Genomic DNA, 18,240 nt, shown 5'->3' on the forward strand with positions numbered 1-18,240 from the left:
ATATGCTTGCCATTACAGAGTCTATTTTATAGCCTAATGGCCAAGCATTGCCGCCTATTCGTTTGGAGGCGAAAACACTGCCCCGGAAGCGACTCCGGGGAGCAGTTTAACCCCTATTAATCATCAAACTTTACAAAAGTAGCAAGCACATCTTGAATCAAATAGTCAACTAATGCCTCTGGTGTTGGATATTTATAAAACAAGGTTGATGACAATGGGATGCCTATCGAGTTTTGCAAGCGATTTCTTAGCTCTATGGATGTCATAGAATCCATTCCTAAGTCCAAAAATCCTTGTGATAGGGAGAAAGTCCTCTCTTGTTTGTCTCCCAAAACCTGAGACAATAGAGATTGAATATGAGCAATTAATAGTGCTTTGCGTTGCTCTTTCTCAGTTGCCTTTAATTGTTCGACTAAGTTGAGTGAAGTTTCTTCTCTCCCTTTCTGTTTGAGAATACCCTCTGTCCCAGACTTTTCTGGGTTTACCAATTGGGCAACCAAACGTTCTTTGTCACGAAATGCAACCAGTTTTACTGAAGAAGCAGGTTCGATCCAAATTTCATCTAGAATTGTTTGTACTCGGTTATCAACTCCTTCGGGAGCTAAATTTAGAAGTACAAATGAAAGTTCGGGATGATCTGGCTCTGACTGGATAACTTGGCTGATTTCCCATAAATGCGATCGCACCAAGTCTGTCTGCGCTGCTTCGATAGCTTGTACCCCTTGGGTTACTAACCAGAATCTAGGTGAAGAACCGGATTTTACAAGGGATTTCACCAAGTTAACATCAAGTTCATTCCCCGGAGAATCTAAATTCCCCAAATGCACCACCCCATGCCATTTTTGATCTGTGATTAAGTCCTGATATTTGGCCAGTGGAGAGGCCGTTTCTGTCCCTAATGGGTGAAGAGATTCGGTTGGAAAAACGACTGTTGGCAAATCGCCTTTTGTTTTCATCTCTGTCGCCAATTGTTGAGCAACCCCATGATCATCAGCAAAAATGAGCCAATTTCTCGCCAGAGGTTGATCCTCTTTGTTTCTGGTTAGTTCGCTCGGAGAAGCCAAATAATCAGCAGGTAAGCCATAACGAGGTTGTGGTTTCCACACCACCTGATCGGCAAAATCTTTTCCAGTGGCTTGCTGAGGTGATGGTTGACCGAGCAGAGAATGGGCAACGCTCTGGGAGCCAGATTGCGTTAGAGGTTGTGTATGTGTTACATCAATCCAGTAGCGCTCTCGCTGCCAAGGATAAGTTGGTACTCCCACTTGGCGGTAGCCATAGTCACGATGGAAGCCCTCCCAATCAATCGCCACGCCCCTTACATACAATTGGCCTACAGCCTGAAGCACCCCTTGCCAATCGCTTTGCTCTCGCTGTAGCGTCGGCAGCCATGTTCCATATTCAGACGGTAAACAATGACGTGCCATACCCAGCAATATTGGCTGGGGGCCCATTTCCACAAATATCTCTACTCCTTCTCTGTGTAATGTCTCCACACCGTCGGCAAATCTTACTGGTTTGACCACATGATCTACCCAATATTCAGGGTCTGTGGGTAAAACACGCTCAAAATTGCCCGTGACATTGGAGATAAAATTGAGTTTGGGTTGGTGGAAAGTTACCTCTTGCACCACCTGGCGAAATTCAGCCAGCATTGGCTTCATTAATGCTGAATGGAAGGCATGGGAAACCTTTAAGCGCTTAGTTTTAATTCCCTTATGTTCTAACTTCTGCACTACTAGATGTACCGCTTCCCGTTCGCCAGAAATGACCACGCTCTCAGGCCCGTTAATAGCCGCGATGCTAACTAAGTCCGTACCTTTGATTGCTTCTGTCACTTGTTCAACCGAAGCTAATAGAGACACCATTTCTCCGTTATCCGGGAGTTTTTGCATTAAATGCCCTCTGGCAGCAATCAGTTTCAATCCATCTTCTAAGGAGAAAATCCCCGCTACACAAGCTGCTGCATATTCCCCGACACTATGGCCAATGACTGCGGTTGGTTCTAGACCCCAAGATTTCCACATCGAGGCTAGGGCGTACTCCAAGGCAAATAGCGCTGGTTGGGTATAAGCGGTTTGCTCTAGGAGTGAACTGTCATCGCTTTGGTAGAGGACGGAGAGTAACGATTTTTCCTGATTCCCAATGGCATTTAAAATTTCCTGACAGCGGTCTAATGCCTGACGAAAAATGGGTTGTGTTTCGTATAGCTCCCGTCCCATCCCTAAATACTGGGAACCTTGACCTGTGAATAGAAAAGCGATTTGAGGTTGACTTTCGCTCTTGCTACCTTTAAACAGGTTGGTGTTTTCTGTTCCTGCTAAATTAGCTAATAATTTTTCCCGTGCTTGAGAAACTGAGTCAGCAACCACAGCTAAACGTTCGTGGAAATGAGTCCGCCGAGTGTTGGTGGTATAACAGATATCAGCCCACTCTAAGTTGGGATGAGTTGCTAAGTGCTTCTCGTAGTTGCGAACCATCTGTTCGAGTGCAGGTTTGGTTTTGGCACTGAGGGTGAGCAGGTGTAGGGGGCGCTTCCAAGTTTCTGCCTCACTTTTTGTTGCTACTGGTGGTGCTTCTGAAAGGACAGCATGGACATTGATGCCCGTAAAACCAAAGGAACTAACTCCAGCAAACCTAGTTTTATCTGTTGCTGGCCAGGGTATCTGTTCGCTTGCCACTTTTATTGGCATCTCATCCCAAGCAATATAAGGGCTAGGCTCTTGGAAGTGTAGGTGTTGTGGAATCAACTCATTTTGTAAGGACAGAACGATTTTGATCAGACCTGCTACGCCAGCGGCTCCTTCTAAGTGTCCGATATTAGTTTTCGCGGAACCTAAGATCAGAGGTTCTTCTCGTTGGCGAAAGACCTTGATCAAAGCATTTGCTTCAATTGGGTCTCCCAGAGAAGTACCTGTACCATGAGCCTCAATATAATTGACATCTTTGGGCTTAATACCTGCATTGGCGATCGCTCTGCGAATCACATTTTGCTGAGAAGAACCGCTAGGTACAGTTAGACCGCTGGTTCTTCCATCTTGCCCATGTGCTGTGCCTCTAATTAAGGCTAGAATATTGTCACCATCAGCTACTGCATCTGAAAGGCGTTTGAGAACGATTATGCCACAACCTTCACCGCGAGCATAACCATTTGCTCCTGCCGCAAAAGTTTTGCAACGCCCATCTGGAGACAACATTCGGGATTTGCAAAGGTTGAGCCAATATTCTGGCGAGACATATCGCTGTACGCCTCCAGCCAATGCCAGGTTACAATCTCCCCTTCGCAAGTTGGTAACTGCTAAGTGAATGGCAGCCAATGAAGAAGCACAGCCAGTATCAACGGCGAGACAAGGACCTGTAAAGTCGAAGAAGTAAGAAAGGCGGCCTGCCACTGGGCTATAGGCGTTCCCTGATCCTATGTAGAAATCTGTTTCTACAGGGTCTTGTTTGACAAGTTGCCAAACGTAGTCATTGGCACATATCCCCATAAAAACACCTGTCTGGCTGCCTGCCAATTTTTCGGGGACAAATCCAGCGTTTTCTAAGGCTTCCCAAGCTACTTCCATCACCAGTCTATGCTGGGGATCTAAACTTGCTGCTTCTCTGGCGGAAATCCCGAAAAAACTAGCATCAAAATCTGTGGGAGATTGGTTGAGAAATCCTGCACGCCGGATATACACCTTGCCTGGCACGTCTGGATCTGGGTCGTAATAGGGATCTAGATATGAATGATGACCCTTTGGGGCTTCTCGAATGGCATCTACACCATTGGCAAGTAAGTCCCAAAATGCTTCAGGATTATCGGCTTCTGCCAAGCGACAACTCATACCAACAATGGCGATTGGTTCGCGTTCTTTCTGCTTTAATCGCTCAATTTCGGATTGTAAATCAGCAATTTTTTGGGACGCTACTTTCATCAATTGAACATAGCGTTGTTCATTATTTTCACTCATTTGATTAACCCCATTATATACTGCTTAATTGTTCTACATTCATTGATATGAAGTAAGAATTCAGGGAACAGGGAACAGGGAAGATAAAAGAAAAATGTTATTCCTTCTTCCTGAACTCCTGATAGCAAAGCGTGGCGTTAGCCATACTTCTGAACTCCTGAACTCCTGATAGCGAAGCGTGGCGTTAGCCATACTCCTGAACTCTTACGATATGAACATAGCGCTGTTCATTATTTTCACTCATCTAGCTAGATACTCACCTAAATGAGTATCTAGATTTGGGTTCATCTAGTTAACCCATTGCATACCTAATTGTTCTGCAAATTGTTTTGCAATTTCATCGGCATCATCATTTTCCTCTAGGGGCTGGAATGTGAGGGCTTTACTATCTATTTGGAAGGACTGCTCGGAGACATCTACATCCTCATCTTCATCAGCCTCTTCTATGAACTCTGCCATCAGATAATCAACCAACTTTTTAATAGTTGGATAGTCAAAAGTTAGCGTAGCGGGCAAACGACAGCCTAAGCTATTTTGCAAATTGTTTCTCAACTCTACAGAGGTCAAAGAACTCATTCCTAAGTCAAAAAACCCTTCTGAAACAGAGAATACGCGATCTTTCTGGTAGCCCAAGACTTTGGATACTTGAGATTGGATGTGAGCCACTAAAAGTGGCTGGCGTTGCTCTTTTTCAGCAGCCTTTACCGTTTCCAGGAAATTAAGTGAAGTTTTTTGTTGCTCTTTCTTTTGATCAGTAGTTTTGCGGAAGTCAGTGAAGAACGCACTTTCTACCGTATATTTCGACCAGTTTATTGGCATCGCGCCCACTTGTGGTGCCTTGGCGGTGAACAAGTTAGCAAATAGATGCGCTCCTTGACTGGGCGGAATCATCCCAAAACCTATTGCCTCCCAACGACTTTGAATATTTGCATCCAATTGAGTGGCCATCCCAGAGGTAGCCCAAGGGCCCCAGTTGATGCTGACAGCGGGTAATCCCAATGCGTGTCGGTGATGGCAGAGTGCATCCATAAAGGCATTGGCCGCAGAATAATTTCCTTGACCTAGCGCGCCTATAACTGAAGTCATAGAGGAGAAGCAGACAAAGAAATCTAATGGCATTTCTTTGGTCAGTTTGTGCAAGTTCCAAGTACCTTGAACCTTGGGGTTCATCACTTTTAAGAAGCGCTGCCGGGTTTGATTCCTGAGCATTCCATCATCTAAAACACCTGCTACATGAACCACTCCCCGTAAGGGGATATCAGTTGCGGCAATTAGCATTGCTACACTATCGGGTTGGGAAATATCAGTTTTGACAATCTTTACCAACGCCCCTTTATCTTCTAACTGCTTGACTCCTGCTTGTGCTTCTGGGGATACTGCCCCTTGTCGTCCCACTAGCAGCAGGTGGCGTGCGCCTTGTTCCACAAGGTAGTTGGCCACTTGAAGACCCAACGCTCCAAATCCACCAGTGATTAAATAACTACCTGATGAATCAATTTTTGCTAATTGGCTGATAGTTTTAGCCTCAGCACGTTTTAATCGAGCGACATAACGCTCTCCATTCCGAAAAGCTACTTGCTCTTCTTTTTCTGGGAAGAGCATTTCTTGGAGCAGCATTTCGATTTCACTAACTTGGTCTGAGCCAATATCTATACAGACAGTTTCCAGTTCTGGATGTTCTAAAACAATCACGCGGGCTAGTCCCCACAATGGCGATTGTTCTACTTGTAGGGGGGTTTTTGTCACTGCTTGGGCATTGCGAGTGATCAAGGATAAATGAGGTATCTTTTTGCCCCAATGATGGGGAGGAATTGCAGATAATGCTTGAACCAAATACAACACACTAGAACATAAATTTAGTGCTGTTGTTGGCACATCTGACATCTCCAGCTTTTGATCAAGACCCCATAAGTAAACTATCCCACGGCAGACTGACTGATCTTGCTTGACTATTGCGGAAAGTAGATTCTGGAAGTCTTTTGGTTCGGCAGGGTTGATTTGATAGCGATCGCTCTCTAATAATGAAAAAGACGATCCTTGTGAAACGAAAATACAGCGCTCGCCCTGTTTGTTGAGCATATCGGCTAGGGAACTGCTTACTTCTCCTCCATCGCTGAAAATCAGCCAATTACCTGCTTTAGAGGTTTTGTTATTCGCCTTAGCAAAGGACGAGCTTGCTGCCAAAACACGCGGTTTTACTTCCCAACCAATTCTGTATAACCAATCATCTGTTTGATTGGCTAGGAGCGCAGTTTGATTAGCACGCCGCACCTGTAAATTAATCAGATCGGCTACTGCTATTCCATTCTCATCAACCAAATGTAAATCGAAGGAAGTCAGTATACCGGGGCTTCGCTGACTTGACTGATGAACGTGACACCAAATGCTTGTACTAGGCTGCTTGAAGAAACTCAGACGCTCTAAGCCGACTAGAAAATAAGTCTTGGTATCGCTATCAGGGCCATCTTCAAGAGCCGCCGCCAAAAGCTGCAAGCAACCATCTAACAGCAGTGGATGCAAGCTGTTATTTACACTACTCTCTACCATCTCAGGTAATTTAATCTTACCTAGCACTTCTTGTGAGTCACCCTGAGAACGCCACAACTTCTCAATTACTTGGAAGTTGGGGCCGTACTCTACCCCCAAATCGCTGAATTTCTGGTAATAGTCCTTAATTTCAAGCTCTTGGTTAACTGTTTGCTTCAGGGCGGCCAAATCTAGCGGTACTTTTGCCACCGGAGCTTTTCTACTCAAAAGATAACCTTGGGCATGACGAGTCCATGTTTCATCAACATCAACATCATCTGAGTTTTTGCGGCTAAAAATCCCAAATTCATACCCTGATTCATTGGGTGTTAATACTAATTGAACGGAGACTGTTTCTTCAGGATTCAAAACTAGCGACTGCTCAATCAGAAACTCTTCAACTAGCAATGATGGGTGATTCTCCTGCGCCCCCGCTCCAAAGATTTGCGCTCCTGCGGCTAGGACTATCTCCACATAAGCTGCGGTGGGGAAAATGACTTTCTCATAGAGAGCATGATCCGCTAAATATACAGGGAAATCTGAGGTGAGTTGACTTTCAAAAACTATTTGTTGATTTTTTAGTGCTGCACTCCGAATTCTTTGACCCAGTAGAGGATGATGCCCGTTCTGCATTCCCGATTCCGTCTGAGGTTGTCTTTGGGCAACATCAATCCAGTAGCGCTCTCGCTGCCAAGGATAAGTTGGTACACTCACTTGGCGGTGGCTATAGTCGCGGTGGAAGCTCTCCCAATCAATCGCCACACCTCGTACATACAATTGACCCACTGCCTGAAGCAGTCCTTGCCAATCGCTTTGCTCTAGCTGTAGTGTCGGCAGCCAGGTTCCATACCCTGATGGCAAGCACTGACGACCCATTCCCAGTAATATTGGCTGGGGCCCCATCTCCACAAATATCTCTACCCTTTCTCTGTATAATGTCTCCATTCCAGAGGCAAATCTTACTGGTTTGAGGACGTGATCTACCCAATATTCTGGGGTTGTGGGTAAAACGCGCTCAAAATTGCCCGTGACATTGGAGATAAAGTTGAGTTTGGGTTGGTGGAATGTTACTTGTTGCACTACTTGGCGAAAATCTGCCAGCATTGGCTCCATCAATGCTGAATGGAAGGCATGGGAAACTTTTAATCGCTTATTTTTTATGCCCTTGCTTTCTAATTCCTGCACTACCCGACGTACTGCTTCCCCTGCACCAGAAATGACGACGCTATTGGGACCGTTGATGGCTGCGATGCTGACTGAGTCGAGTCCTTGCAGTGCTTCTAATACTTGTTCTGGCGAAGCTAATAGCGATACCATTTCGCCGTTGGCTGGCAGTTTTTGCATTAAACTGCCTCTGGCTGAAATCATTTTCAAACCGTCTTCTAAGGAGAAAATCCCTGCTACGCAAGCTGCTACATATTCCCCAACGCTATGACCGATGACTGCGCTTGGTTCAATGCCCCAGGATTTCCATAATTTGGCTAGGGCGTACTCTATGGCAAACAAAGCTGGTTGGGTGTAAGCAGTTTGCTCTAAAAGGGAATTGTCGTCATTTTCGTAGAGGATTGAGAGTAGCGATCGCTCTTGATTGCCGATGGTATTTAAAATTTCCTGGCACCGCTCTAGGGATTTCCGAAATGTTGGTTGTGTTGCGTATAGCTTCCGTCCCATCCCTAGATACTGGGAACCTTGACCTGTGAATAAAAAGGCAATTTCAGGTTGACTTTCGCTCTTGCTGCCTCCGTACAGATGAGTGGTTTCCGCTTCTGCCAGATGAGCTAATAACTTTTCCTCTGCTTGAGAAACTGAATCAGCAACCACAGCTAAACGTTCGTGGAAATGAGTTCGCCGAGTATTAGCTGTGTAACAGATGTCAGCCCAATCTAAGTGGGGATGAGTGGCTAGGTGTTCTGAGTAGTTGCGAACCATCTGCTCCAGTGCGGGTTTGGTTTTGGCACTGAGGGTGAGCAAATGTTGGGGGCGCAGGGCAGTTTCGGACTCGCTTTTTCCTGCAACTGGCGGTGCTTCGGAAAGGACTATATGAGCATTGGTACCGCTAAACCCAAAGGAACTGATTCCAGCAATTCGTTGATTATTAACTGTTGACCAAGGGGTTAATTCGGTGGGAACTTTGAGCGGTAGTTGATCCCAAGCAATATAAGGGTTAGGTTTCTCAAAGTGTAGGTGAGGCGGAATCTCTTTGTGTTGCAAGGAGAGAACAACTTTGATCAGACTTGCCATACCAGCCGCTGCTTCTGGGTGTCCGATATTGGTTTTAACGGAGCCGACGATTAAGGGTTCTTCCCGATCGCTAAAGAGGCTACCCAAGGCATTTGCTTCAATTGGATCTCCCAAGGAAGTGCCTGTACCATGGGCTTCAATATAGCTAACTTCCTGGGGCTTAATACCTGCATTTTTCAATGCCTGACGAACTACTGCTTCCTGAGAAGGTCCGCTAGGTACTGTCAGTCCCCCACTTGCCCCATCCTGATTGAGGGCAGAACCTCGAATTAATGCTAAAACGTTATCTCCATCACGGATAGCTTGACTAAGACGCTTTAGAACAACAACGCCACAGCCTTCGCTACGGACATATCCATTTGCACTAGCATCAAAGGTTTTACAACGACCATCTGCCGCCAGCATCCGTGCCTTTGTGAAATTGATGCTGAGGGTTGGTGCTAGGAGTAAGTTCACACCTCCGACTAAAGCTAGGTCGGATTCCTTGTTACGCAAGCTGTTGGCTGCCAGATGCACTGCCACGAGGGAGGAAGAACAAGCTGTATCTACTACCATGCTTGCTCCTTTCAATCCCAAACTATAAGACAAGCGCCCTGCTGCTGGACTCAAAAGGGTTCCTGTGCCTAGATGAGCGTCGATTTGCGATCGCGCTTCCGACAGACGCATAGCATAGTCAAAGGTGCTAATGGCAATAAATACGCCAGTGGGAGTGCCAAATAGCTTTTCTGATGACTGACCGCCATTTTCTAAGGCCTCAAAACTTACTTCTAGCAGTAGCCGCTGTTGTGGGTCAAGGGACATTGCTTCCCGTGGCGAGATCCCAAAGAAGTGCGCGTCAAACTTATCCACTTCCGATAAAAAGCCACCATAACGGCTAGACATCTTGCCGGGCGCGTCTGGATTGGTATCGTAACAGGCATCAATCTTCCATCGGTTGGCAGGTACTTCCTGAATCGCATCTACGCCATTTGAGAGCAGATGCCAAAAAGATTCTGTATCTTTTGCGCCTGGAAAACGGCAACTCATGCCAATAATGGCAATCGGTTCTTCTTTTGCTTGCTGAACTGCCTGTAGTTTAGTACGTGCTTCCTCTAGGGCGTTGAGCAACTGTAATGTTGTTGGTTTGGCGGGAGTTTGTGTCATGTTAAATATTACCTAGTAGTTTACTGAGTTCTTCGTACTTACTAGCAAGTAAGATGTCCGCTTCCTCTTCTGGAAGTTCTTCAAATACTTGGGTGGATGTCGTTTGGTCTTCTGTTTGCTGGACACTCATATCCTCTAGAACTAGAACCTCTTGCAGCAGATAATTCACCAATGCTTCTAAGGTTGGATAGTCAAAGAGTAGAGTTGAGCGCAAGGAATGTTCGACACTTTTTTCCAGATAGTTTCTCAATTCCACCGCCATTAGGGAGTCAAGTCCTAAGTCAAACAAAGACTGTCGCGGTTCAATCCTTGTGCTGGCATTTAATCCGATCACATTTCTAATAGCCGCACGAATATGCTCCATCAAAATTGTTCGGCGCTCATGAGCCAGAGTAGCTTTTAGTTGGGAAACTAAGGCTGGTCGCTCTTGAGATGATGTAATATTTGTCTGGAAATTTTCTAAGAATGGCGTAATTTCTGGTAGTCGTTCCAAAAATTTCGGCCAGTTCATAGGCAGTACACCTACTTGAGCGCTGTCTTCGTTCTTGACCAAGTAGTTTAATGCTTGCAAGCCTTGTTCAGTTGGAATAATACCCCAACCTTGGGCTTTCAAGCGACCAGCAAGAGTGGCTGCCATTCCTACCTCACCCCAAGGTCCCCAATTTACACTCAAACTTGGTAATCCTTGCGATCGCCGATAATGAGCTAAGGCATCAAGGAATGTATTAGCTGCGGCATAGTTGCTTTGACCTGCATTGCCTATCAAAGAGGCAACTGAGGAAAAACAGACAAAAAAGTCTAAGAGTAAATCTTGAGTCAAGGTATGCAAATTCCAAGCTCCTTGTACTTTGGATGCCATGACTTTTTTGAAGCGAGTAGGTGTTTGCTCCTTCAACAAACCATCATCTAAAACACCTGCGGTATGAACAATTCCACGTAAATTAGGACATTCATTCAGTATTTTTTTGACATCCTCCTGATTAGAAATATCCGCATTAATGACGGAGATTTTAGCACCTGCCTGCTCTAATTTTCTGATGGCTTCATTTGCTGCTTGTTTGACACTGCTTCGTCCTGTCAGAACTAGATGTTTAGCACCTTGTTCCACCAGCCACTCAGCCACCTTTAATCCTAATGCGCCCAATCCTCCCGCAATTAGGTAGCTGCCGTCTTGACGAACCGAGCAATTTTCTGGATTCTGAAAACTTAACACCACTTTACCGATATGCTTGGCTTGCTGCATATAGCGGAAAGCATTGACAAATTCAGTAATTGGGAAAACTTTGGCAGGTAATGGTTTGAGCTTACCTTCCTTGAACAAAGTCATCAGTTCCAACAACATGGCAGGAATGATCTCCGACCCATTCATCTCTCCTAAATCAAAGGGGAAATAAGCAGCATCAGGGCGTAATGCTTGCAATTTCTGCTCATCCCAGATTCCCAATTTACCGATTTCTACAAAGCGCCCTCCTTGAGCAAGCACGTCAAAGCTTTGATCGATAAACTTGCCAGCTAGACTATTAAGGATGACATTCACGCCTTTGCCATTGGTGTCAGTCATTACCTGCTCGGCAAACTCAAGGCTGCGTGAACTGTATATATGTTTAATTCCAAGTGACTTGAGAAAATCCCACTTGGGGGGGCTGGCCGTCGCAAAAACTTCTGCTCCCTTTAATTGCGCTAATTGAAGAGCCGCTTGACCTACACCTCCGGCCGCATTATGAATCAATACTCGGTCTGTTGGACCAATTTGAGCGCGTTTTATTAGTCCGTAATAAGCTGTCAAAAAAGTAACAGGAATTGTAGCCGCCTCTGCAAAACTGAGTTCAGGTGGCTTGGGAACTACCAATTTTGCTTTAGCCTTGACCACACTTGCTAAACTACCTGATGCGTAGGCAATGACAGCATCGCCCACCTTGAAGCCAGATACTTGTTTGCCAACGCGCTCAATCGTGCCTGCACACTCAAATCCAAACAATATATCGCTGGCCGTTGCCGCAATACCTAAAGACTCTTCGATTTCCCGCATCATGCCTAACGCACGCAGCACATCTCTAAAATTAAGTCCGCTCGCCTGAACTTTGATCTCGACTTCATCAGGTGCCAAGGTTGAGGTAGCCAGGGGAACCAAGGTCAAGTTGTCGAGGGTGCCGTAGCTGGTCAGTTTCAGTGCTACAGGAGCAATGCTTGGTGCCTGTATAGGGTGGAAAGGCTCTAATCTAGCTACATAGCGTGTCCCGTTTCGGTAGGCAATTTGGTCTTCTCGATCCGGTGCAAGTAGTTCTTGGAGTAAAGACTTAGCTGTTTCATGGGAGTGTTGACCAGAGGGCAAGTCTAAACAAGTAGTTGAAAATTCGGGGTGTTCCAGAGAGATTGTTTTACCCAGTCCCCAGATAGGAGCTTGCCAGACAGCAATATCATCATCCTTGAGGGCCAACTGCGCCCCTTGGGTAACCAACCACAATTGAGGGGATATCTTGGCTGAAGTCAAGGCTTGAATTAGATGTAGTATTTGCTCGCAGCTAGAATCACAGGAGTCATTTTCATCAAGACCCCAAAGGTACACCACCCCTTGATAGGATCTATTAGCCAACAATTGCTGCCAGTCGGATGGGTCTGTCCAGTTAATAGTATGTTGCTCTGGCTGATATTTCCCATTAGCCTTTTTGGTATAGACGAGGTGCGATCGCTCTCCACTGGCATTTAACAATTCAGCCAAGGTTTCAGCTAGACTAGTGCGGTCTGCCAAAATTAGCCAATCACCTTTGGTTTTTGGGTTTGCAGTCCCTGCTGTCTTTTTGACTTCTTTCCAGTCCACTTTGTAAAGCCAATCTTTCCAGGGGTCTTTCTGCTGTAATGCTTGTGATCGAGCCTTTTTCAGTTGCAGTCCGAGAGCTTCGGCATAAACTTGACCATCTTTGCCAATTAACTGCAAGTCCGCCTTCAAGATTTCTTGACCAGGCTGAGAATGAAGTTTAACGTAACTGAAAACCTCTTTGTTGGGATGCTGCCAAAATGTGAAATGCGGGTAGCCAATTGGTAAATAAGTTTCTGAAAAGTCGGCAGGTAGTGCCGCTAAAAGGATTTGGAAACATCCATCCAAGAGAGTTGGATGCCAATAATAGGGCTGGTTAAGAAAATTTTTAGACAGATGAATTTGTCCAAGGGCTTCTCCATCAGAACGCCATAAGCGGCGCACGGTTTGGAAGCTTCCTGCATAGACCATTTCTTGAGTGGCGACTTTTTGATAGAAAGCTTTTATGTCCTTGTATTCTTCCAGTCCAGCTTGTAAAGCAGTTAAATTTGCGTTTAGTTCGGAAATTGATATATCTTTCCCTATAGCAATCTTTCCGGCGGCGTAGCGCGTCCAAGTTGGCTCTTCATTAATGAAGACCAAACCGAAAATTTGCCATGAATAGCCGTCTTGATCGGGAGTTAAGACCAACTGCACTGTCTGAGGCTCTTCCAGCTTGAGAGCTTTTTCAATTGCTACATCCTTAAAGGTGATAGGGCGGTTGCCAAAAAGTTGATTTCCCGCTGCCAAAACCATCTCGAAGTAGGCACTAGCAGGCATAATTGCTTGACCGAAAGCGCGGTGTTCTGACAAATAGGGCAGATCGTCGGTAGAAAGATAAGCCTCAAACTGAACTTCTCCCTGCTTGAGTACAGATGAATAGATCCTCTCTTGTAGCAAGGGATGAGCAGATATTTCACTACTCTTTCTAGCAACGCGCTCCTGTTTTACCTCAACCCAACAGCGTTCTCTTTGAAAGGGATAAGTTGGTAACACCACTTTCCAACGGTGTTCGTCTGGGAAAAACTCTTGCCAATTGATATTGACACCGCGAACATACAATTGAGCTAAACTTTCGGCGATGGTGGATGATTCTGCACCAGGACGGATGCTAGGTAGCCATGTGAGGCGTTTTTCTTCATCAATCAGGCAACTAGCTCCCATCCCCAAGAGAATTGGTTTGGGTCCGATTTCTATAAAACATTCTATCCCCATTTTTTGGAGGGTATTCATGCCGTCGGCAAATCTCACGGGTTGACGAATATGACGAACCCAATAATCAGCGGTTGCTATATCGTCCGTTACCTGGTCGCCTGTGATATTGGATATCAGGGGTATTTTCGGTACAGAGTATAAAACCTCCGCCGCGACTTGAGAGAACGGCTGTAAAACTGGCTCCATTAACGGCGAATGGAAGGCGTGAGAAACTATCAATTCGTGAGTCTTGATCTGCTTAGTTTTCAGTTCGGCTACAATGGAGTCTATGGATAGGCTGTCACCTGAGATAACTATGCTCTGTAGACCATTGACTGCGGCCACAGAAACTTTTGTCCCATAGGATGCGATCGCAGAGTTTATTAAGTCTTCATTGGCCATGGTGCTGACCATTTTGCCATCTGCTTCTTGTGGCAGTTGCTGGATCATTCTTCCACGGGTTGCTATCAGCTTTAAGCCATGTTCTAAGCTAAACACTCCTGCCACACAAGCTGCGACATACTCACCCACACTATGTCCCATGACGACATCCGGGACTATCCCCCAGGAATTCCACAACTCGGCTAAGGCGTATTCAAAGGCAAACATCGCCGGTTGTGTATAGGCTGTCAGATCGATGATATTTTCTGCTTGATCGGGATAAAGTATGGACAACAGGGGTCGGTCTAAATGAGAGCGCAGTATTTCATCGCATCGCTGCAACGCTTGGCGAAATACAGCTTGCGTTTCATAAAGTTCGCGCCCCATATCAACGTATTGAGCGCCTTGTCCGGTGAACAAGAAAGCGATCTTCGGTGCTGCTTGGTAAGCATCACCTTGAATTGTGCCTGTAATTTTTTCACCCTTGATAAAACTATCCAGTTGCTCCCGACTATGTTCTTTCGATCTAGCAACAATAGCTAAACGATGGGCAAAATGGGAGCGTCCAGTGGTAGCTGTGTAGCAAATATTTGCTAAAGCATCCTCTGTTTTTTCTAAGAAGGTTAAATAACGATGTGCGAGATCGTTTAGGGCTTTTTCGCTCTTGGCAGATAAAGTAAGTAAATGGGATGACGGTTCAATTCCCTGGCTAGAAAGCTCAACTTGCTGTAGCTGTGGTGCTGCTTCTACAATTACATGAACATTGGTTCCACTCATCCCAAATGCACTAACACCTGCCAGCTTGGGTTCATGTTCTGGCCAAGGCATCAATTCAGTTGGTACGGTAACTGGCAATTTATGCCAAGGAATGCGTCGGTTAGGCTTATCGAAATGTAAATTAGGAGGAATATGATTATGCTGAAGTGAAAGCACAACTTTAATTAAGCTGCCTACACCTGCTGCTGCTCCCATGTGACCCATATTGGTCTTCATAGATCCAATGATCAATGGGTCTTGACGATCTTGACCTAATACTTTTGCCAAAGCTATGACTTCAATGGGATCGCCTAAAGGCGTTCCTGTTCCATGGGTCTCAACATATTGCATCTGCTTAGGTTCGATGCCAGCATTTTCTACGGCTTGGCGCAGCAGTGCTTCCTGGGAGACACTAGCAGGTGTTGTCAGGGTTAGGCTGTACCCATCGTGATTGACTACTGAACTTTTAATTGTAGCCAGGATCGGATCGCGATCGCGCAGAGCATCAGAGAGACGTTTGAGAATAACAATACCACAACCCTCTCCTTGGACGAATCCATCTACTGAGTCTGAAAAGGTTTTGCAGCGACCATCTTTGGCTAAGACATTCATTTGACAGAAACCGACTGCTAGCTTAGGAGAGAGTAGTAGACTGACTCCACCAGCTATAGCTAGGTTAGATTCCCGATTGTGCAGAGATTGACAAGCCAAATGGACTGATACTAATGCGGAGGAACAAGCTGTATCAGTTTGCATCGTTGGACCATGCAAGTCCAACAGATATGCAATTCTTCCTGCTGATAGACTTCGTAAATTACTTAAGGTGGGGTAAGCATTAATTTCACTCGGCTTCACTGTATAAAAACGCTCTGCCGAGTAATCATCCCAATGAATACCAACAAACACACCTGTTTGACTACCTGCCAAAGATGTAGGTGGAACTCCAGCGTGTTCGAGAGCTTCCCAACTTACTTCTAGCAGCAACCGTTGTTGTGGATCTAAACTCGCTGCTTCTCGCGATGCCATGCGAAAAAACTCGGCATCAAAGTCTTCTATCTCATTTGTATCTAAAAAACCTCCAGCACGTGTATAAATCTTGCCAGGTGTAGGAGTTGGATCATAGTATCTCTCAAGATCCCAGCGAGAAGAGGAAATGTCTGTGACAGCATTTACACCATTACGCAACAATTGCCAGAATGCTTCTGGGGTGTCAGCCTTTCCAGGGAAGCGACATCCCATACCAATAATCGCAATTGGTTCCTCATGAGGATTTTCCAGAGGCTTAGACTCATGGTCTGAATAATCTATTTTGTTCATAATTGATTTTTTGGAAACATGGTTAAGAGCAGTAAGTTTTCTGACTATTCAGTCATGCTATGACATCAATTTGCGGAGTATATAAGCCGTAATATTGTCAATTGTTTCAAAGTTTTTTAATACAAGTTCTTCAGGTTCCCAAAAAATTCCAATTTCTTCTTCAACAAAGCGAACTAATCGAAAAAGATCCATTGAGTCAACGATCCTTTGCTCAATTATCTTTAAATTGTTGGTTAGAACCAAGTTGGGTTGGTCGTATGCTAACTCTTGGCTGATAAATTCTTTGAGCATTTGTTCGATATTTTCTGCTGTCATGGTAGTGTTTTCGGTCATGATACTGTTTCCTGAGATAATTGAACTTTGTCTATCTTGCCAGTGGAAGTTTGGGGTAAAGAGCTACGGAACTCAAACAAATCGGGAACCATATATTTAGGAAGCCGTTCTGCACAAAAGGATTTTAAAGTCTGTACATTAAGAATTTCCGTGTCTTTGTTATCACCACGCGTTACTACAAAAGCCTTGATCCGGTTACTAATCTCATTGTCGGGAATGGGAATTACTGCGACTTCTGCGAGTGCGGGATGGCTATATAAAACACTCTCTATCTCACCTAATTCAATCCGGTAGCCCCGACTCTTAATCATGCGATCTCTACGACCTAAAAAGATATAATCACCCTCTGGAGATTGTTTAACAAGATCCCCCGTGCGGTAAATCATCTCCGATCCCAATCCATGATGCAATGTAAAAGGAACAAGGACTTGAGCAGTCTTTTCAGGCAAATCCCAATAGCCTGTCATCAACCCAGGACCGCGCACGCAAAGCTCACCCACTTCACCTCTAGCTACCAATTCATTACTTGTACCCAAGACAAAAACTTCAGTGTTGGCACAGGCTTGTCCAATAGGAACTGCTTCACTTGTTTCAATATCGGGCGGTGAGACTCGGTAATATGTGCAGACATTTGTCTCCGTCGGACCATAGAGGTTGTAATAGCCAGCATCTGGAATATGCACCATCAACTGATGCAAATATTTGTTAGGAAAAACTTCACCTGCAAACAGAATGCTTCTAAGATCGGGGTAGGTATGTTGCTCTAACCGACCATATAGGACTAAATTTGTCAGAATAGAGGGGACTGAATACCAGATTGAAATCCTTTCTGCGGCAATAAATTTGGCCAGATTAATTGGAAAGACTGATAAAGCCGCCGAGAGCAAAATGACCGTACCCCCTGCTTTGATAGTTGTGAAGATATCAAAAATGGAAAGATCAAAATGGAACGGTGCATGACTGGAGACACGGTCTTCCGCAGTCACCTGAAACGTATCATAGGCCCAATTTACAAAAGTAAGAGAGGCACGATGGCTAATCATCACCCCTTTGGGGGTTCCTGTTGAGCCAGATGTATAAAGAATATAAGCTAAGTCGTTTTCAATCAGATGTGGGTCTAGTGGCGGGCTGCAAGGAGCTTGTAAAACCTCTGACCATGGGAAGACTTTTCCGAACAACTCACTTGTTCGCTCATCCTCATCTGTCAAAATTACACTACTGAGACTATGTAAGTCTGCCAAGGAAGTGTTTCCTAAAGCATCTATTCTTTGCTTGGTCGTAATCAGTATCTTAATCTGGCAGTTTTTAACAATAAAGGCAATCCGTTTAACTGGGGCGTTAGAGTCTAGCGGTACATAGGTGGCGCCAGCCTTTAATATGCCAAATATAGCAATAACAGATTCAATTGACTTATCTAAGTAAATGCCAACTCGGTCTCCCCGTTCTATCCCTGCATAGTTCAAGGTATTTGCCAGTTGGTTACTTATTTCGTCTAACTGAGTGTAGGTAATGGCGCGCTCTTGCTGCTGTATAGCAACGGAATCGCTATGGGTTCGAGCGCTACTTGCGAGAAGATGGTGTAGTAAATATAGCATAGTGGTG

At 45.2% G+C, this 18,240-nt stretch carries 5 protein-coding genes; all 5 read right to left on the reverse strand.

Annotation, left to right across the window (positions count from 1 at the left end; all coding sequences use genetic code 11):
• Positions 1–116: 116 nt before the first annotated feature.
• The 5 genes from AA650_RS19225 to AA650_RS19245 all read right to left on the reverse strand — a co-directional run bounded on the left by AA650_RS19225 (position 117) and on the right by AA650_RS19245 (position 18,233).
• A complete protein-coding gene (locus AA650_RS19225) occupies positions 117–3,953 on the reverse strand; it encodes a type I polyketide synthase (RefSeq protein ID WP_053540258.1) in 3,837 nt (1,278 codons plus the stop codon).
• A 288-nt stretch (positions 3,954–4,241) separates the two neighbouring features.
• Positions 4,242–9,863, reverse strand: a complete 5,622-nt coding sequence (locus AA650_RS19230; RefSeq protein ID WP_053540259.1) for a type I polyketide synthase — start codon at positions 9,861–9,863, stop codon at positions 4,242–4,244.
• A gap of 1 nt (position 9,864) precedes the next feature.
• Complete coding sequence (locus tag AA650_RS19235) at positions 9,865–16,305, reverse strand: type I polyketide synthase (protein WP_053540260.1); 6,441 nt, start codon at positions 16,303–16,305, stop codon at positions 9,865–9,867.
• A 57-nt stretch (positions 16,306–16,362) separates the two neighbouring features.
• Entirely contained in the window at positions 16,363–16,638 is a 276-nt protein-coding gene (locus AA650_RS19240; RefSeq protein WP_199308362.1) for an acyl carrier protein, read from the reverse strand.
• Positions 16,635–18,233, reverse strand: coding sequence for an amino acid adenylation domain-containing protein (locus AA650_RS19245; protein WP_053540261.1), 1,599 nt, complete (start codon positions 18,231–18,233; stop codon positions 16,635–16,637). The genes AA650_RS19240 and AA650_RS19245 overlap by 4 nt, the downstream gene beginning before the upstream one ends.
• Positions 18,234–18,240 lie beyond the last annotated feature (7 nt).

Source organism: Anabaena sp. WA102, assembly GCF_001277295.1.
Taxonomy (GTDB): Bacteria; Cyanobacteriota; Cyanobacteriia; order Cyanobacteriales; family Nostocaceae; genus Dolichospermum; species Dolichospermum heterosporum.